At 38.3% G+C, this 18,830-nt stretch carries 13 protein-coding genes; 6 read left to right on the forward strand and 7 right to left on the reverse strand.

Annotated features, from left to right (window positions below):
• The first annotated feature begins 29 nt into the window (after positions 1 to 29).
• Positions 30 to 2,054, forward strand: a complete 2,025-nt coding sequence (locus A33Q_RS14065) for a M3 family metallopeptidase (RefSeq protein WP_009033498.1) — start codon at positions 30 to 32, stop codon at positions 2,052 to 2,054.
• Between the two features lie 44 nt (positions 2,055 to 2,098).
• Here A33Q_RS14065 and A33Q_RS14070 read toward each other — a convergent pair whose 3' ends face one another.
• Entirely contained in the window at positions 2,099 to 3,547 is a 1,449-nt protein-coding gene (locus A33Q_RS14070; RefSeq protein ID WP_040490468.1) for an amidohydrolase, read from the reverse strand.
• A 510-nt stretch (positions 3,548 to 4,057) separates the two neighbouring features.
• The gene (locus A33Q_RS14075) at positions 4,058 to 5,050 is read right to left on the reverse strand and encodes a cation diffusion facilitator family transporter (RefSeq protein WP_009033500.1); all 993 of its coding nucleotides are present in this window, start codon (positions 5,048 to 5,050) and stop codon (positions 4,058 to 4,060) included.
• A gap of 137 nt (positions 5,051 to 5,187) precedes the next feature.
• Here A33Q_RS14075 and A33Q_RS14080 point away from each other — a divergent pair, with 137 nt between their 5' ends.
• A complete protein-coding gene (locus tag A33Q_RS14080) occupies positions 5,188 to 6,261 on the forward strand; it encodes an AI-2E family transporter (RefSeq protein WP_009033501.1) in 1,074 nt (357 codons plus the stop codon).
• Entirely contained in the window at positions 6,258 to 7,196 is a 939-nt protein-coding gene (locus tag A33Q_RS14085) for a tetratricopeptide repeat protein (RefSeq protein ID WP_009033502.1), read from the forward strand. Before A33Q_RS14080 ends, A33Q_RS14085 begins: the two co-directional genes overlap by 4 nt.
• Here A33Q_RS14085 and A33Q_RS14090 read toward each other — a convergent pair.
• The 5 genes from A33Q_RS14090 to A33Q_RS14110 form a co-directional block, all read right to left on the reverse strand.
• A complete protein-coding gene (locus tag A33Q_RS14090; RefSeq protein WP_009033503.1) occupies positions 7,184 to 10,234 on the reverse strand; it encodes a PAS domain-containing hybrid sensor histidine kinase/response regulator in 3,051 nt (1,016 codons plus the stop codon). The genes A33Q_RS14085 and A33Q_RS14090 overlap by 13 nt on opposite strands.
• A 139-nt stretch (positions 10,235 to 10,373) precedes the next feature.
• A complete protein-coding gene (locus A33Q_RS14095) occupies positions 10,374 to 11,588 on the reverse strand; it encodes a porin (protein ID WP_040490469.1) in 1,215 nt (404 codons plus the stop codon).
• A gap of 211 nt (positions 11,589 to 11,799) precedes the next feature.
• Positions 11,800 to 14,061, reverse strand: a complete 2,262-nt coding sequence (locus A33Q_RS14100) for an aconitate hydratase (RefSeq protein ID WP_009033505.1) — start codon at positions 14,059 to 14,061, stop codon at positions 11,800 to 11,802.
• Between the two features lie 124 nt (positions 14,062 to 14,185).
• The gene (locus A33Q_RS14105; protein ID WP_016255281.1) at positions 14,186 to 15,484 is read right to left on the reverse strand and encodes a TIGR00366 family protein; all 1,299 of its coding nucleotides are present in this window, start codon (positions 15,482 to 15,484) and stop codon (positions 14,186 to 14,188) included.
• Positions 15,485 to 15,600: 116 nt separating this feature from the next.
• The gene (locus A33Q_RS14110) at positions 15,601 to 16,614 is read right to left on the reverse strand and encodes an acyl-CoA reductase (RefSeq protein WP_016255282.1); all 1,014 of its coding nucleotides are present in this window, start codon (positions 16,612 to 16,614) and stop codon (positions 15,601 to 15,603) included.
• Positions 16,615 to 16,763: 149 nt separating this feature from the next.
• Here A33Q_RS14110 and A33Q_RS14115 point away from each other — a divergent pair, with 149 nt between their 5' ends.
• From A33Q_RS14115 to A33Q_RS14125, 3 genes are all read left to right on the forward strand, one after another.
• Positions 16,764 to 17,111, forward strand: coding sequence for a 4Fe-4S binding protein (locus A33Q_RS14115; protein WP_009033508.1), 348 nt, complete (start codon positions 16,764 to 16,766; stop codon positions 17,109 to 17,111).
• A gap of 182 nt (positions 17,112 to 17,293) precedes the next feature.
• Positions 17,294 to 17,623: a DUF3276 family protein gene (locus A33Q_RS14120; RefSeq protein WP_009033509.1), complete on the forward strand. Its 330-nt coding sequence runs from the start codon at positions 17,294 to 17,296 to the stop codon at positions 17,621 to 17,623.
• Between the two features lie 118 nt (positions 17,624 to 17,741).
• Complete coding sequence (locus A33Q_RS14125) at positions 17,742 to 18,824, forward strand: AI-2E family transporter (protein ID WP_040490470.1); 1,083 nt, start codon at positions 17,742 to 17,744, stop codon at positions 18,822 to 18,824.
• Positions 18,825 to 18,830 lie beyond the last annotated feature (6 nt).

Genomic DNA, 18,830 nt, shown 5'->3' on the forward strand with positions numbered 1-18,830 from the left:
GAAAAATTAAAATTCTAAAAAACGCTTTTATGAATCCACTCTTGGAAAAATTTAACACCCCATTCGATACAGCTCCTTTTGACAAAATAAGGACGGAGCATTTTTTACCTGCGATCAAGGAGGCAATCTCTTTAACAAAAAAGGAGATTGAGGTGATAAAGTCTTTGCCTGCTAGCTTTGACAACACAATAGTTGGGCTTGACAATGCAGGAGAAAAACTCAATGTAATATCCTCCATTTTTTATAACCTCAACAGTGCTGAAACAAACGACGACATTCAGACTTTGGCCAGAGAGATCTCTCCAATTCTAACTGCACATAGCAATGATATCCTTTTAGATGAAGTACTTTTTGCAAAAATTGACGAAGTTTTTAAGCAAAAATCCAATCTGGAACTAAATACAGAACAAAGCAGGCTTCTTGAAAAAACTCATAAGGGTTTTGTTAGAAATGGAGCCAATCTCAATGGGAAACAAAAACAAAAGCTCAGAGAAATTGACAAACAGCTTTCCCAATTAGGCTTGAAGTTTGGTGAGAATGTTTTGGCTGAAACTAATAAGTACGAGCTGATCATTGAAGACGAATCTAAACTTAAAGGTCTGCCTGAAGCTTTAAAAGAAGCTGCAGCACAAACGGCAGAAGAAAAAGGGTATGACGGCAAATGGGTATTTACATTGGCTTTTCCAAGCTATATCCCATTCATGACGTATGTGAAGGACAGAACACTGCGGAAAGAACTATTTCTGGCCTATAATACCAAATCCAACAAAGGAGACGAATTGGATAATAAGCCGCATATTAAGGAAATGTTAAAACTCAAAGCAGATCGTGCCAATCTGTTGGGTTATAAAAACCATGCTGACTTCGTATTGGAAGAAAGGATGGCTAAAAGCCCTGAAAAAGTGATGAGCTTCCTCCAAGAACTTCTAGAAAAAGCGAAACCTAAAGCCAATGAAGAAATAGAAGAACTTACAGCATTCGCGAAAAAACTGGAAGGTTTGGATAGATTGGAAAAATGGGATTTCGCTTACTATTCCGAAAAATTGAAAATGGAAAAATATGCCATTGATGACGAATTACTAAGACCTTATTTTCAACTTGAAAATGTGATTGGTGGAGTATTTCAAACCGCTGAAAAACTTTTTGGGATCCATTTTGTAGAAAACAGAAACATCCCCAAATACCATAAGGATGTAACAACCTACGAGGTTCGGAATTCAGAAGGAAAACATATTGCGGTCTTTTATGCTGATTTTTTCCCGAGACCCGGCAAAAGAAACGGAGCTTGGATGACGAGCTACAAAGGGCAAAAAAAAACAAATGGGGTGGATATCAGGCCTCATGTTTCTATTGTCTGCAATTTTACCAAGCCTACTAAAACCAAGCCCTCTCTATTAACTTTCAATGAAGTAACCACCTTATTTCATGAATTCGGACACTCACTTCATGGCATGTTGGCGGACAGTACTTATGAATCCTTAAGTGGAACAAGTGTCTATTGGGATTTTGTAGAATTGCCTTCTCAAATATTTGAAAATTGGTGTTATGAAAAAGAATGTCTTGATCTATTTGCCAAACACTATGAAACTGGAGAAAAAATCCCAGTGGAATTGGTGCAAAAAATCAAAAAGGCTTCCAATTTTCATCAAGGGTATCAGACAGTAAGGCAAATCAGTTTCGGTTTGTTAGACATGGCTTATCATGGAACAAATCCTGCAAACATCAATGACATTGCAGAGTTTGAAAAAAACATCATGTCAGACACGAGGCTTTTGCCGGATGTTGAAGGTACTTTGATGAGTACTTCCTTCTCACATATTTTTCAAGGGGGTTATGCTGCAGGATATTACAGCTATAAGTGGGCTGAAGTACTGGATGCAGATGCTTTTGAATTGTTTTTGGAAAAAGGAGTTTTCGACCCTATAACAGCTAAGTCTTTCAAGCAAAATATATTGGCTGCAGGAGGGACAGAGCATCCTTCAATACTATATAAAAGATTCCGGGGAAGGGATCCAAAACCAGAGGCTCTTTTAAAGAGAGCTGGTTTAATTTAAAATAAAAAGGCCTCTGAACTTGAGCTTCAGAGGCCTTTCACTTCTTACTTCACTTTATTCTGAGCTTTTCTAAAGTCAAGCGGTGGATCTATGTCCCCTATCAAGGCTTCGTACACATAGCCGTCCAATCTTTCTTCAAATTCCTTTTTCGCTTCTTGAATAAGCAAGGGGTTTAAGATCAAATCTTTCCCTGTAAGTGCCATCGTCTTAGCTGCCACCATCATTCCTTTGTACCCAATACTCATGCCATCGGCAGCAGTTGCTTGCCAAGTATGGGCCGCTGTGCCCGGAACCCAAGTAGCTGTTCCTAACCCAACTGTTGGAGTAACATAACTTACATCCCCTACATCAGTAGAAGCTGGGAAATGTGTCAACTTATATGGCTGGATTTCTTTTGCTACAGATAATGGCGGAACCTTGGGCAAGTTTAGAGACTCTTGAAGCTTTTTGGCAAAAGCTATCTCTTCTTCATCATATTCTACACCACCGACAGCAGTGAGGTTTTTATGCATGGTTTTAGCCAATGTTTCATTGGGCAGAAGCCCATAGATACCTGACACCAATTCTACTTCCACCTGCGTACCTGTTCCTAGTGCAGCTCCTTCTGCAGCTTTGATCACACGTTGCCAGATGTCCTTGACTTCCTTTACATCTGGATGCCTAACCATATATTCCACTACAGCATAATCGGGTACCACATTAGCGGCCATACCACCATTAGTAATCACATAATGTATTCTACTCTCCTGATCCACATGCTCACGCATCATATTTACCATTATATTCATGGCCTCCACCCCATCAAGTGCAGACCTACCTCTTTCGGGAGAACCTGCAGCATGAGCAGTCTGTCCACGGAATTTAAAGTATCCCTGCATTACAGCGGTGCAGGTTGAAGCATTTGCTGCATTTCTATCGGAAGGATGCCAGTTGATTACAGCGTCTACCCCTTCAAAAAGACCATCCCTTACCATAAATGCTTTACCTGCACCACCTTCTTCTGCAGGAGTGCCAAAAATTTTGATGGTCGCATTTAGGTTGTTTTCACTTATCCAATCTTTCAAGGCTACTCCTGAAGCTACAGCTGCTGTACCAAATAAATTATGGCCACAACCATGCCCGTTACCACCTTCTACCAGTTCCATCCTAAAAGGCACCGCATCTTGTGATAAGCCGGGTAAGGCATCATATTCTGCCAAAAATCCTATCACAGGACCTCCTCTGTCATAGGTAGCCACAAAAGAAGTGGGCAAACCCGCGACTCCCGTTTCCACATCAAAGCCAGCAGCTTGAAGTTCCTCTATCAGGATTTTGGAGGAAGTAAATTCCAGATAACCCAATTCAGGATTTTCCCAGATTTCCCGGGCAATCTTTGAATACTGCTCAGTTTTTGAGTCCAGTTGTCGGACTATAAAATTTTCATGATTTGGCTCCTGTGAGTATACCGGCTGCCAAAGCATAAGGACTAATGCAATTAGTAATGTTTGTTTCATCTGTTCAATATTTGTTTATGAATGGTTTTTATTTTTTAACATCTTGCGTACACCAAACCTCAATTCACTTAAGTTGGCAATTAATTACTAAGGATTGAAATTGAATTTCAGGATACCTGCCATTTTTACCCTATTCGATAATAATCGAACCTTTACTTCGCTTTGATAAAAATAAGATAAGGAATTCTGAAAAGAAAATAGAATAATCAATTGTAATGACCGTTGATAAAAATAAAAAAAGGATATGTTTTTACATATCCCTTTTTGAAATCTTTAATCCATTTGAAAAGCATTAGCTGTTTTTTTAGCTTGTGCACTCTTGGGATCCTGTCAGATCACAATGAGAAACCCAACAAGGATCAACCAAACTACTGACGAAACCGCCAGTAAGATCCGGAATTTTTTGTCCTCGTTCATAGCTGTTTTTTTGATGAATATACAAACTATTCTGTTTCAATTCAATTTATAGAGAGATTATTTTGAAAAGCAGGCTCTTACCAATTAAAGAACTTAGTCGATTGTCTCATGATAATGTTTTTGATTCTTTGACATATTCACAGCTGTCCATTCGATTTTTTTATCCATTGGATATTTCCTGACACCACAATCTTTGATCTGACAATAATGACAACACTTGTCAGGAATACAGGGATCTGCATGGACAAATACTTCCATCACTCCTGGCCAGTTGTTTTCCAATACACTTTCAAGCTTTTCAACCTCATCATGAACTTCCTGCAAATTCAAGTAATAAGGTAAAGTCAAATGAAGATCAATATGCCTGTCTCCCCCATATTGCTGTACACGCATATTATGGATATCAATCCAATTTGACCTCCTGTTTTCATTGATCAAACTGACTGTACTTGTCACTGCGATAGGATCAGCCTCATCCATCAGTCCTGCCACTGATTTTCTTACCAAACCATATCCTGTAAAAACAATATAGATCGAGAAAACAATTGCAATGATAGAATCTAAAAACTCCAGATCTGTCAGGTATATAATCCCTACACCCAAAACTAACAGAAGACTAGTCATGGTATCTGTCAGGAGATGTTTACCACTTGCTTCTAAGGTAAGGCTATTCAACAATTTACCCTTCTTTTGAAGCAACATTCCCAGAACGCCATTTACAAGACCTGAAAAAGTCACTAACAGAATCCCCTCAAACAAATTCTCCAAATCATGGGGGAAGAAAAAATTATAAATTGCTTGGTAAATGATAAACAAACCTGCAAGAATAATCAATGTACCTTCAACTCCAGCGCTAAAAAATTCTATCTTTCCGTGACCATAGGGGTGGTTATCATCTCTAGGCCTTGAACTGAGATAAATACTAAAAGACGCAAAAGCAGCAGCGACCACATTTACTATACTCTCCATCGCATCTGTTAGGATTGCAGTAGAGTTGGTGATATAATAAGAGTAAAATTTAATTACCAGCAACAGGATACTGATAATAAATGAAAGTCTGATCCAGCGCGCTTTTTCCTTTTCCACTATTCTTCTTTAAAGTTCAAAAATAGAATTTATTTGATAGAAAGTTTTTTGAAAGCAGATTATTTAGAAATCAATCTTATAACTTACTGTTTCATAAAAAAAATTCAATTTTAGAAACTCGGCTAACTTTTATCGGAATGGAACAAAATAAACTTCAGTTACCTGCTATTTTAAAAATTCTGATTATCCTTTTGCTGATCATTGCAATCGTTTTTATAATGGTTGTAGGCAGACATTTATTGATCCCTTTATTGCTAGCAGGGTATATTTCTGCGTTATTGACCCCTATTAGTGATTGGATGGAGAGTAAAAAACTTTCCAGAACTTTAAGCTCCATCATAGCATTATTGACAGGATTGGTTGGAATTTTGGGACTACTAACTTTTATAGGTTTTCAGGTTGCCAGCTTTACTCGAGATTTGGATAATGTAGGAGACAAGCTCAATAAGTATCTTGAAGACATTGAATCATTTCTTTCTGATAAACTTCAAATAGAGACAGGGTTAGGAAAAGGGATAGATAAAGAATCAATTATAGATTTACTTGAAACCAACTCCGGCAGTGTTGCTGATATTATCTTCAGCACGCTGGGCTCATTGACATCATTTTTATTGCTGACAGTATTTATTTTCTTTTTTCTTCTGTTCAGATCCCATCTGACCCAGTTCGCAGCCATGTTATTCCATAAGCATGATCCTGAAATGGTGAAAGGAAAAATAAGGGATTTGAAAAAAGTAGTCCAAAGGTACATCATAGGTGTAATTAAAGTGATGGCTATTCTTGCAATAGTCAATACGGCCATTTTGCTGGGACTTGGGATCAAACACGCTGTTTTTTTTGGTGTATTTGCAGGGATCTTAAATATCATCCCGTTCTTGGGCCCATTCTTGGGAGCTGTATTGCCCACGATCTTTGCTTTTCTTACCAAAGACAGTCTCTGGTATCCCCTGGGCGTAGTGATTTCATTTCAGATAGTACAGATCATTGAAAGTAACTTTCTCACTCCAAAGATTGTAGGAAGCAATGTAAACCTAAATGCATTTATCACATTTTTAGGCTTGATGGTAGGCTCGGCCATTTGGGGCATTGCGGGTATGATTGTTGTCATCCCAACTTTAGCTTTATTGCGAGAAATTTTCCTTTTGGATGAATCAACTGAGCCCTTTGCGTTGTTATTCGGAGAAGAAAAAGAAGAGAATAAAAAAGAATGAAGAATCAAAAAGCGATTTATTTGATTATTGCTTTCCTTGTTGTAGTACTCAGTGGATGTGATAATACTGAAGATAAAAAAGGGAGATTTTTATTAAAAGGAAACGAAAAATTAAAAGAAAACGACACCAGGTCGGCTTTGGAAATGTATTCTGAAGCTTTAAAAATTGACCCTGATTACAGAGACGCAAGGCTTAACCGTGGCATTGTTTATCAAAGATTAGCTAGGCTGGATGAGGCCATTCGCGATTACTCCTATATCTTGGCCCAGCTTCCAGAGGATAGCCTGACCCTGTTTCAAAGAGGGTTGGCATATCTTGATAATGGTGAGATTTACAAATCCCAAGCAGATGCAGAAACCATTCTCGAATCCTATCCAGAGTATTGGAAAGGATATTTTCTTCATGGTTTGGTTCAAGAACAATTTAAAAATCACGATTCGGCCTTGGATTCATTTGGAAAGGCCCTTTCCCTGGAACCAAATAATCCTGACCTCATGGTCAACCAGGCTACAATATTTTACTACAAAAAAAACTATGATGAAGCTATTCGAATATTGACGAAAGCAGAGCAACTCAACCCAAAGGAAGCCAATATTTTCAATTTAAGATCGATGATCGCTTTTGAAAATAAAGCCTATGAAGAGGCTTTAGACTGGGTAGAAAAGGCTATTGCCAACAATCCAAGACAGGCTTTCTTTTACAACAATAGAGGTCTTTACAGGTTATTTACATGTGATTTGGAAAAAGGGCTTGACGACATTAACTACAGTATCAAGCAGGATCCAAAAAACCTTTATGCATTGCGAAATAAAGGAATTTATTATGTAATGAAATCTGAAAAAGAGCTTGCCTTGAGGTACCTTGAAGATCTGTATTCCAAAGTACCTGAGATGGAAATGGTCCAAAATTATTTAGAAAAAGCTCATGCACTTTGACTAACGATATGAAGCACTTCTTTGATTTTCTTCAGCAGTTCTGAAGCGTCTATAGGTTTGGCTACATAACCATCAAAACCTGTCTTGTCTATTTTATCCATAACTTCAACCTTGTCGGCAGCAGAAAGTGCTAAAATAGGAATATTTGAAAACTCCTTAATCTTCTCTGTTGCTTCAAAACCATTCATTACGGGCATTTGAATATCCATCAGCACACAATCATAATCTCCTTCTTTCATGGCTTCAACAGCTAACTTGCCATTGTTTACCCGATTATATTGGATACCCCATTTTTTAATGATTTTCCCCAATACCAAAGCGTTCACATCGTTGTCTTCAACCATTAAAAGTTTAACTTCCGTGATTTTGGTAGGCGAGCTTGGTTTCGCATGAGAAGAAGTGGCTGATTCCTCTGTAGAATTGGGTATGTTGGTCATCCCGTTTTCTGCCGGCTTGGCATGAGTTATTTTTGAAAGCGAGTCGCTTTGGACCGTTCTAGCATATACCTTTTCAAATTCAATTTCGAAAAAGAAAGATGAGCCAACATTCAATTCAGAATGCAAATCAATTTTACTTCCCATCAAGTCCAGAAGCTTCTTGGTAATTGACAGCCCCAATCCTGTACCACCATACTTTTTGCTGAATGAATGTTGAATTTGGTCAAACTCATTGAAGATCCTGAGCTTATGCTCCTCTGCTATACCTATGCCGTTGTCCCTTACTTCAAAGTAAACTTTCACTTTGGAGTCGGATTGTGATTTCATTTCTAAAATCACTTCTACATTACCATTATGGGTAAATTTAAGGGCATTTGTAATCAGGTTATTCAAGACCTGCGCAATTCTGACTTTGTCAGCTTTTACCTCAATATTAAGTTCATTTTTAAATTGAAGTTTAAGTTCATTTCCACTATCCTTGGCATGATACTGTAAACCATCAACAACTCTTTTGACTACATTTTCAAGATTGATAGGGCTCTTGTCCAAAGTCAATTTTCCAGCTTCTATTTTCTGGAAATCCAGCAAGTCATTGATCATAGTGATCAGATTTTCCACTGCAAAATTGATAGTATTGAAAGCTGACTTCTGAATTGGGGTGTGATCATCCTGAAGGAGGGAGTAAACAGACCCGGAAATAGCATTTAATGGCGTTCTTAGCTCATGGCTGATGATAGAGAGGAACTCTGATTTGACCTGGCTGGCCTTCATCGCCTCTTCTCGTGCATCATGCAATTTATCCTCAAACAATTTCTGATCTGTGATGTCCGTGAGATATCCATACCAGACAACATCCCCGTTTTCAAGAGCTTCAGGTTTTGCAGCTCCCTGCACCCATTTAAAATCTGAAGTACCAGGATCCTGAACCCTGAACTTACAGGTCCAAGGACTTAGTTTTCTTGCCGAAGAAACTGTGGAGGTCAATACTTTTGCTATATCTTCAGGGTGAACTTTTGAAATAGCTTTTCCTACGTCGTTGAATTCAGAAAATTCTCCTTCTTCCAAATCTAGTAAGGTCTTGATTCCAGGACTCAAATAGGAGAATTTCATCTCTCCATCCTTATCCAGTACAAACTGGTATAGAGCCCCTGGTATATGTTCTGTCAGATGATGTAAAAAATCAACTGCTCCGGATGATTCCTTCACAGATAGCTCCCTATCAGAAACATCCCTAAATACGGACACCAACATACTTTTCCCCTGAATCTGAACAAACTTGGCATTTACTTCAACTGGAATTTCTAATCCTGAAGAGTTGATAATGGCACTTTGATAAATTTTATTTCCTAATGAAGTCAGTTGCTCTACATGGGAGTCCCAAATTTCCTTTTCTGCCAAAATAGGTTCAAAGCCAGCAATACTTTCTGGGAATGGGATTTGACTATCGGGAGCAAATTTGGTTCTGGCAGCCTGATTGGAGTATAGGATTTTTCCGCTCAGGTCTGTAATCATACACGAATCAGGCCCTAGGTAAAACAACTCTCTGAAAACATCAAGTTTATTTTGTTCTTCGTATGTCTTGGTAATATCCTGTATAATCCCAAAAAGCCTTGACTGTCTGTTATTTTTACTGTCAGACCTCCCTGTCATTTTCACCCATCGCGAAGAATTGCCCGAAGCAGCAACCTCAAGGGTAAGATCTATATTTTTCCCTTTGGATATCAGGTCAGCAAAGGCCTCTTTGAGGATTGGTCTGTCTGACTCTTGAAAAATGTTGATGGCTTCTTCTAAAGTAAGCTCTGTGTCTTTTTTTGTGCCAAGGAATTCCTGCAAAGAACTTGTCAGATAAATTGTATTGGATTGAGCAGAGATTTCAAAAAACCCCAACTCTGAAGATCCTTCGCAGAGCTGATAGAGTTCATTAAGATTGTCTTTTTCTATTATTTGGGATTTGACATCTGTGATATCCCTTCCCATAGCATAAAATTTACCAACAATAAAATGAACATGGAATTCAAACCACCTGTATTCTCCTGCCTTAGTAAGTAATCTTGCAATAAAATGACTGTTTTTCCTCTCTTGCCGGATGTCAAAAGTGAGTGACCTGACATGCTCTATGTCATCTGGATGAAAATATGAACAAAGTTCGATATTGATTATTTCTTCCGGAGCATAGCCTAGCATTGGTTTTACTGAATTACTCACCCAGGTAAGGTAAGTTTCCTGACCTATTGCTACCAAGTCTACAGTATTCCTAAAAAAATATTGCGAATCCTTCTTGGTGGGGAGCCCCTGCCCTCTCATTTCCTTTCCTTTATAAAAAAGAAAATAATTAGATGCATTTTCCTGAGGCAATTCAAGATAAAAGGTGTAATCAACCCCCATGAAATTTAAAATCAACTCCTCATTGAAGATGTAAGAGTTGATATCCAAACCTAAACCAACCAGGCTTTTTTCATCCAAAAACTGGCCTATCAGATTTTCAAATGCCTGATTGCTATAAAAAATATTATAGGGATAGGTATCATCCGCCAAGAAAACCATCTCACTGGATTCATAGATGATTTTCTTAAAAGTACTATTAATACCTCTTTCTTTCATTGAAAGGCAGTTTATAAGTTTACAATTTGGAAAATTGAATTAGGGTGATGCATATTCAATACTTCGTAAACATACAGTAATTTGTTTTTTATAACAAATAAATTGCTTTTAAAATTATAAATTTTGTTTTTCACACTATCTAAATCCCGAATTCAACCTGAAACATACCGGTCCAGGAATTACCGGTATTTTCAAATCTAGCCAGTCCTTCCAGCCATTTATATCCAAGGTTTACTTGTACCTTGATCCTATGGCCATTTACATAATGCGTAAAACCCAATAACGCTTCATCTACACGCTCTTGAAACTGAGTAATGTTTGCATTAGGATGCACACTTGAATAGCGGACAGCCAGTTCATTTTTCCGATCAAGCATTTTACTCACTTGTGTATTGATCCCCCATCCAACCAAAACATACCGGATATCTCCCATAGCATTGGTAGTGACCGGATCTTCTGATGCCCGGTGAAAATACTCAGCTAAAACCGCGTACCCCAGATGTTTATACGTCCCGTCTACTATAAAGCTATTCATATTTCTCGACTCAAACAACTCCTGTCCCAGTTGGCCTCCGGTCCTTGTTGCTTTTTGATTTTCAGAGTAGGTGACTCCTATTGCAAGTTTGGGATTGGGTTCAAACTCAAAGTCTCCTTCAGAGTAATCGCCGCTATTTGTAAATCTTCCAAAAGGCAAAAACTCTAGCCTACCAGTATAAGCAAGTCCATCATTGATAGCTGAAGCATTTCTGCCATCTCCTGTGGATATTACCCCTTTAAGTTGCAGGATTGACTGATTTTGAAAAGGAATAGTCTTGTATAAAAACAGACCGAAATCCCTGTCCAAGGTGAAAATTGCATTGGCCGTCGACCTGTCTGCAAACTGAAGGTTTCCAGAACTGATTACACGCTGCCTATTGCCCGGTAATTTGGATTGACCAAAGCCTAAATAAAAATTTTCATTTACAAAATAATACAAAATCGCATCTCTCACTGGCTGTGCAATTAGTCCAGTTTCCAGGTCTAAATCTGCTTTTGAAAAAGCCAGTTGGATATAATATTGAAATCTAGGATTCCCCACAAACCCATCAAAACGCAGCCTGAGTCTTCTCACACGCATCTCATATTCACTTACTTGAAATGCATCTCCTTCCAAAGTATTAAAGCCTGCTCTGTTTTGCATCCTAAACCTTAGATTCATCAGAAAGAGAGAATCCTTAGAAAAGCTAATCCCTTCACTTTCCCCCACGTTGAGTAAAGCTCGTTCATCTGATTCTACAGTCTGGGCTAAGGAAACATGATTCAAAAAAACCAAAAACAAAAGACATAATAAACCGAGGCTGGATATCTGCTTCACAGGCTTTCCTTCGTTAAATTTTAGTACGCAATGACAAAAGCCTTTAAATATAATCGAATTTCTTTTAAGAAGCCTAAAAATCACTTTTCCGGAAAGGTTTTCAGTTTATCTATCAGCATATAAGTCTACATTGTGCTTAACAAGTTATAAAATGAAAAAAGCCAGATGGATTGACCACCTGACTTTTTTAAAGAAATTTATCATCGAGGGTTTAAACCCCCGCTTTGATCAAATTCAATGCTGAACCAGCTTTGAACCATTCAATCTGACCTGCATTGTATGTATGGTTAACTTTAATCTCATCCTTGCTCCCATCAGCATGGTTAAGGATCACTGTCAGAGATACTCCTGGTTTGAAGTTGGTCAAGCCTACAATATCAATGGAGTCATCTTCCTGTATCAATTCATAATCTGCAGGATTGTCAAACGTAAGTGCAAGCATTCCTTGTTTTTTGAGATTGGTTTCATGAATTCTTGCAAAAGACTTCACCAAAATCGCCCTCACTCCCAAAAACCTTGGCTCCATAGCCGCATGTTCTCTGGAAGAACCCTCACCATAGTTTTCGTCACCTACTACAATAGAGCCAACCCCATGCAGTTTATACTGACGTTGTACAGCAGGAACCTCTGCATATTCACCGTTCAATTGATTTTTTACTTTATTGGTTTCATCATTATAAGCATTAACTGCACCGATGAGCATATTATTGGATATGTTATCCAAATGACCTCTGAATCTCAACCAAGGCCCTGCCATTGATATATGGTCTGTAGTACATTTTCCTTTAGCTTTGATCAACAACTTAAGGCCAGCAAGATCAGAACCTTCCCAAGGAGCAAATGGCTCAAGCAACTGAAGTCTTTCAGATTTGGGATCGACGATTACCTCTACTTTTGATCCATCCTCTGCTGGGGCTTGATATCCGGCATCCTCTACAGCAAAACCCTTACTTGGCAATTCAAGTCCGGCAGGCTCATCCAATTTGACCTGCTCACCATTTTCATTGGTAAGGGTATCTTTCATTGGATTAAAAGTGAGGTCCCCTGCAATAGCCAAAGCAGTTACGATTTCAGGGGAAGCAACAAAAGCATGGGTATTCGGGTTTCCATCAGCACGCTTTGCAAAATTTCTGTTGAAAGAGGTGATAATAGAGTTTTTCTCCTGCTTGTCAGCACCATGTCTGGCCCACTGCCCTATACAAGGTCCACATGCATTGGCCAAAACCACTCCCCCCATTTTATCAAAAATATCTAAGAAACCATCCCTGTCAACAGTGAACCTAACTTGTTCAGATCCGGGGGTAATTGTATACTCAGATTTGGCAAGTAGTTTTTTGTCTACTGCTTGTTGTGCCAAAGAAGCTGCTCTTGATATATCCTCGTAAGAAGAATTGGTACAAGACCCTATCAAACCAACCTCTAGCTTAGCAGGCCATCCGTTTTCTTTTACTGCTGCTGCAAATTCAGAAAGAGGCCAAGCCAAATCTGGCGTGAAAGGCCCATTGATATGAGGCTCAAGCTCTGATAGATTGATTTCGATCACTTGATCAAAATACTTTTCAGGTTGAGCATAAACTTCAGCATCTCCGTTCAAATGTTCTTTGATGCCATCGGCCATTTCCGCAATATCCGCTCTGTCAGTACCTTTCAGGTAAGCCGCTGATTTTTCATCGTAGCCAAATATTGAAGTGGTAGCTCCGATTTCTGCACCCATGTTACAGATAGTTCCTTTGCCGGTAGCAGAAAGAGAATTGGCTCCTTCACCAAAATATTCAACTACCGCTCCGGTTCCACCTTTTACGGTTAGAATTCCTGCAACTTTAAGAATAACATCCTTGGCAGAAGTCCATCCGGATAATTTGCCAGTCAATTTAACCCCGATCAATTTTGGAAACTTAAGTTCCCAAGCCAATCCGGCCATAACATCACAAGCATCTGCACCACCTACTCCAATAGCAATCATTCCCAAACCTCCAGCATTTGGAGTATGCGAATCTGTACCAATCATCATTCCTCCAGGAAATGCATAATTTTCCAAAACGACTTGGTGTATGATACCTGCTCCCGGCTTCCAGAAGCCTATTCCATATTTATTGGATACTGAAGAAAGAAAATCATAAACTTCTCTGTTTTTATCTTTTGCTTTACTTAGATCGGCATTGGCACCTACTTCTGCCTGGATCAAGTGGTCACAGTGGACTGTAGAAGGAACTGCAACCTGGTTTCTACCTGCCTGCATAAATTGCAAAAGTGCCATCTGAGCTGTCGCATCCTGCATGGCAACCCTATCAGGTTTGAAGTCCACATAGGAAACTCCTCTATCAAATGCCTGTGTAGCATCGCCTTGATCCAAATGTGCGTACAATATTTTTTCAGTCAATGTAAGAGGTCTTCCTACTGCTTTCCTGGCAGCTTCTATCCTTTCAGGATATTTTGAATATACTGCCTTGATCATTTCTATATCAAATGCCATTGGGATTTTATTTATAATATGTTGAAAAGGTTTCTAAATTGTCCGCAAAGATAAAAATATAGGCCAAAAATGGAAGTAATGAAACTTTATACGGTAGTATTTATACAGATTATAAAAAGCCTGATTACACGAATAACCAAATAGATATACCGAAAATCAACAGTGCTATTAAAAAAAAGTAAAAGGTATAGCCTAAAAGTGATTTTGCCGACAATCCTGTGATGGCCAGTAATGGAAGCGCCCAAAAAGGTTGAAGCATATTACTTACTTGGTCCCCATAGGCAAAAGCAATGATCATGTTCGGTACACTGATATTCATCTGATTTGCAGCTTCTACGATTACCGGACCTTGTATGGCCCACTGTCCTCCACCAGATGGCACAAAGAAGTTGATTATAGCAGCACTGAAAAAAGAAAATAATGGAAATGAGCCAGGCCCCGAATGTTGAACTATCCCATCTGCTATTAAAACCAATAAGCCACTATATTTCATGATACCCAAAATTCCTGCGTAAAATGGGAACTGAATCAAAATGTCAGTAGCACCTCTTACTGCTTCGCTGAGCGATGACACATACCGACTGAGGCTTCCAAATGCCAAAAGTCCCAGCCCTAACAGGATGAAATTGACAAAATTCAGATCTAAAAACCCCCATCCTTCCTCATAAACTTTACTGAACTCAGATACACTGAGGGCCAAAATAATCAGGCCAATAAGATAGCCCAATTTATCTTTACTCTCATTTACCACCTTAGTGCTTCTATTTTTTGTGACTTCAACCTGTTTATCTATAGGTTTTTTGGAAAGAAATAAAAGCAATAAAATTAAGCACAATATCAAAACCACATTTGTCCAAATATTGAAATCGGAAAAAATAGTTTTATTGATAGTGACAACCCCGATTTTATCCATCAAAAAATGATTCTCTTCTGCAACCTTCAAAGTGGATGAACCAGATAAGCCGCCATGCCAAACCAACATTCCCAGATAACCGGAAGCCGCTACAAGAGGATAATTGACGGCTAGCCGCTTTTCAGTAGCAATTTCACCAATTTTTCTCGCCAATACTGCTCCAAGAATCAAACCAAATCCCCAATTCAAGTAACCTCCGGCCATGGATACCCCCCCTGTAAAAAGTACGGCGTGGGTATTGGTCTTCACATAGAAGGCAACTTTATCCAGAAAATTATCAACAGGTTGAGACATCGCTAAGGTATGTCCAAAAACCAATATCAAAATCATTTGAAGCGTAAATTCCAGCAGTTCCCAGAATCCACTTTTCCAAAATTTCAAAACCTGAAATGAATAGAGAAAAATTGATTCATTAGTAGGTAAAGTAAAACCAACTGCTAAAACATAGACTATCAAGCTCAAAAGTAAAGCTATCTGAAAAGAGGAAGGGAAGTTCAAATTTATTTTCATTGCTAGACTGCTTGATCGTGAGCTCTCTCTCTTACCTTGTATCAGAAACAAAAATCCAAAGTGAATTGAACAAAGACAGCGTAATTGGTTTTCGTTTGGAAAAAGACATTTCTAAATCATAGGTTTTCGAGAAACTCAAGGGTATCCACACCATCAGCATAATCATCTAATGCTGGACATTGTGCACGTCCGAAGTCAAAACTTCCTTCATACCAAGCATTCTTACTTACTATACACTGGGTTTTATCTGATACTTCCGCCAATTTATTTTTTAAATCATGCAGATCTAAATACTTTTCGTAATACAAAACCGAAATTGGAGAAACCATTTCCTCACTCTCTTTCAAGAGTAAAAACCCATTGTCAAGATGGGCCTCTTTATTGACGAGATAAATTGACTTGTTATAATCGTAATTATTCAGGTATTTATGATGATCCGCCATCTGTTTATATCCTTCAATAGCATCCAAAAATTGAGTGAATTCGAAATTTTCCTGCACAAACAATTTGGAAACATTTCTACAACCCAGTCCGAAATATTGAAAAATATCTCTTCCCAAGTTTATAAAGTCTTCCCTTCCTTCACGCCCATCCAAAACTGCAAGGGAAGTCCTGTTTTTTCTGATGATATGCGGGTATTTGCCAAAGTAATAATCAAAATATCTGGCAGAGTTATCACTTCCAGTAGCTATGTAGGCATCCTTATTTTTCAACATTTCTTCAAAAGACACCATAGACTTGAACCTTGGCTCAATTTCCAAAAGTTTATCAACTAACCAGGTAATGGAAACCGTATCACTTGAGCTTAACTTTATCGCCGCTTTATGCCCACTAATCAGGACACAAAGCAGGTCATGAAATCCAACTGCAGGAATATTCCCTGCCATCATGATACCGATTGTTTTCGGATTATTTACTTTATCCAATTCATAAGATTTTGCCCAATGCTCAAGCTTGGATCTTTCTAAGTATTCACTAATTCCACTGATTGCCGCTTGAACATTGGCAGTAGTAAACCAATTATTATTATTGCCAACCTTAACAGCTAGCGCTTCAAATTCACTATTTGTCAAAGATTTTAATTTCTCTCCGAGTGAGGCAAAGGCCTGTATCCTTTCTTCTAAAAACATAAATTTTTCATTTGAGCCACAAAGATATTGATTAAAAAAGAAAGACCCTTTTTGATAGAATGAATATAAATTAGTTAGCATGACAACTTTTTTTTGCATGATTGGTTATTTGGGTATTAATTTTACATCGAATAAAATTTGAATTTGATATGGCGATAATGATAACTGACGAATGTATCAACTGCGGTGCATGCGAACCAGAATGTCCAAATACAGCAATATACGAAGGCGGGATAGAATGGACCTGGGCCGGAGGGACCAATCTGAATGAGGTCACTAAGGAAGATGGAACTGTAGTTGACGCTCACGAAAAACAGGAACCTGTCTCAGATGAATTCTATTACATCGTTACTGACAAGTGTACAGAATGCACGGGATTCCATGAGGAGCCCCAATGTGCGGCTGTATGTCCGGTTGACTGTTGTGTAGACGACCCTGATCACAGAGAATCTGAAGAAGAGCTTTTGGCGAAAAAGATTTTCATGCATGGTGAATAAGAGGACTTTGATAGTCCTCTTTTTTTTGATGTGAGGAAAAATACCTCTGATATTTAACCGTTTACCTTAATTTTAGGCCTATTTATTTAAAAAAAGTCAAAATTCCCTTGAATATATTTTGTGAATTGATTTAACTTGGAAGTCTAAATATACCAAACACAAACAACAAAATTCTTTGGAAAGTGGAAGATAACAGAGGAAATGATAGAGAAGAAATCTTCTCTAGGAGAGTGAAAGCCGGTAAAAGAACTTATTTTTTTGATGTAAAATCAACCAAATCAAATGATTATTACCTAACCATTACCGAAAGCAAAAGGAGATTGAAGGAAGACGGTTTTGTTTTTGAAAAGCACAAGATTTTCCTCTACAAGGAAGATTTTTCAAAATTTTTGGAAGCCCTTCAAGATGCCGTAGACCATGTGAAAAATGACTTGATGTCAGACTTTGATTTCTCTCAGTATGAAAATGAGGAATCTGAAAATGAATTTGATGATGAATTGAAGTGGGATTAATCCCAGCATTTACGCATCTTTAGAGAAAGTAATTCAACGTTGGCGGAATTCGTTTTGCCATTGCATACTTAATTGATAAATTAGGTTTCGTTGAGTTCCTTTCTCTTTTTGTTTACTTATGAAAAAACCCATCTTATACCTTTTAATTATTCTGGTCCTCCTGTTCGTAATAGGTTGGTATTTTTCAAACATTACTTTTTACTTCGTTTTATCACTTGTAATTGCCGCTATACTCAGACCACTGACTAACAAAATAAATGGAGTACATGTGTTGGGTCAGAATATCCCCAGGTGGATTGCTATCATGCTTTCTTTCTTTGTCATCGCACTATTTATTTTTTTTATAGGCTTGTTATTTATCCCTTTGATCAGTGCACAAATCCAGATTATTGCAACCTATGACATGGACTACCTGTATGAACAGATCCAAAACCCTGTAGGTAAAATTGAGGATTTTCTGATCCAATACAATGTCGTACAAAGCGAACCTGGCTTTTTGATTACACAGGTGAGAGAGTCCCTGATTGCTAGTTTTTCAAAGATCAACTTTCAAGGTATCATCAATACTGTAGTCAATACAACAAGCTCTTTGTTCATTGCACTCATGGCTGTGAGTTTCATTACATTTTTCCTTTTACTTGAAAATGGACTCCTTCGTAGAAACATCATGAACCTCATTCCCAATGCTTATTTTGAATTGGCGGTTTCCACATTCAACAAGGTGGAAAGATTACTATCAAATTATTTGGTTGGATTGCTCATCCAATTGACCTGTATTTTCTCACTTGCCTCCTTGGGCTTGACCTTGGTAGGGATTGAATATGCGCTTACCATAGCCATGTTTGCTGCTGTAGCGAATCTGATACCTTATGCAGGACCTATTTTGGGTGCAACTTTTGGGGTAATTGTGGGCTTATCTACTGGTGAGTTTGACACTTCAAATGATATTATTTTAATGATTATCAAGATTCTCGGTGTGTTTTCAGTCGTTCAGGTCACAGATAATGTTGTGCTTCAACCGCTAATTTTCTCGAAATCGGTAAAAGCCCATCCACTTGAAATTTTTGTTGTTATCTTTGCGGGTGCAAAAATCGCCGGTATTTTAGGGATGATATTTGCCATTCCTGTTTATACCATTTTCAGAGTTTCATTCTTGGAATTCTTTAAAGGATACCGGGAATACCGAATCTTTAAATTTTAAAAAAAC

Origin of the sequence: Indibacter alkaliphilus LW1 (assembly GCF_000295935.2) — a bacterium.
Lineage (GTDB): Bacteria > Bacteroidota > Bacteroidia > Cytophagales > Cyclobacteriaceae > Indibacter > Indibacter alkaliphilus.

Coding starts and splice junctions, on each gene's coding strand:
- A33Q_RS14105 (WP_016255281.1), bottom strand. CDS start 15,484: ATGAAAATAAATTTGAACTTCCCTTCCTCTTTTCAGATAGCTTTACTT.
- A33Q_RS14085 (WP_009033502.1), top strand. CDS start 6,258: ATGAAGAATCAAAAAGCGATTTATTTGATTATTGCTTTCCTTGTTGTA.
- A33Q_RS14100 (WP_009033505.1), bottom strand. CDS start 14,061: ATGGCATTTGATATAGAAATGATCAAGGCAGTATATTCAAAATATCCT.
- A33Q_RS14070 (WP_040490468.1), bottom strand. CDS start 3,547: ATGAAACAAACATTACTAATTGCATTAGTCCTTATGCTTTGGCAGCCG.
- A33Q_RS14125 (WP_040490470.1), top strand. CDS start 17,742: ATGAAAAAACCCATCTTATACCTTTTAATTATTCTGGTCCTCCTGTTC.
- A33Q_RS14110 (WP_016255282.1), bottom strand. CDS start 16,614: ATGTTTTTAGAAGAAAGGATACAGGCCTTTGCCTCACTCGGAGAGAAA.
- A33Q_RS14080 (WP_009033501.1), top strand. CDS start 5,188: ATGGAACAAAATAAACTTCAGTTACCTGCTATTTTAAAAATTCTGATT.
- A33Q_RS14115 (WP_009033508.1), top strand. CDS start 16,764: ATGGCGATAATGATAACTGACGAATGTATCAACTGCGGTGCATGCGAA.
- A33Q_RS14065 (WP_009033498.1), top strand. CDS start 30: ATGAATCCACTCTTGGAAAAATTTAACACCCCATTCGATACAGCTCCT.
- A33Q_RS14090 (WP_009033503.1), bottom strand. CDS start 10,234: ATGAAAGAAAGAGGTATTAATAGTACTTTTAAGAAAATCATCTATGAA.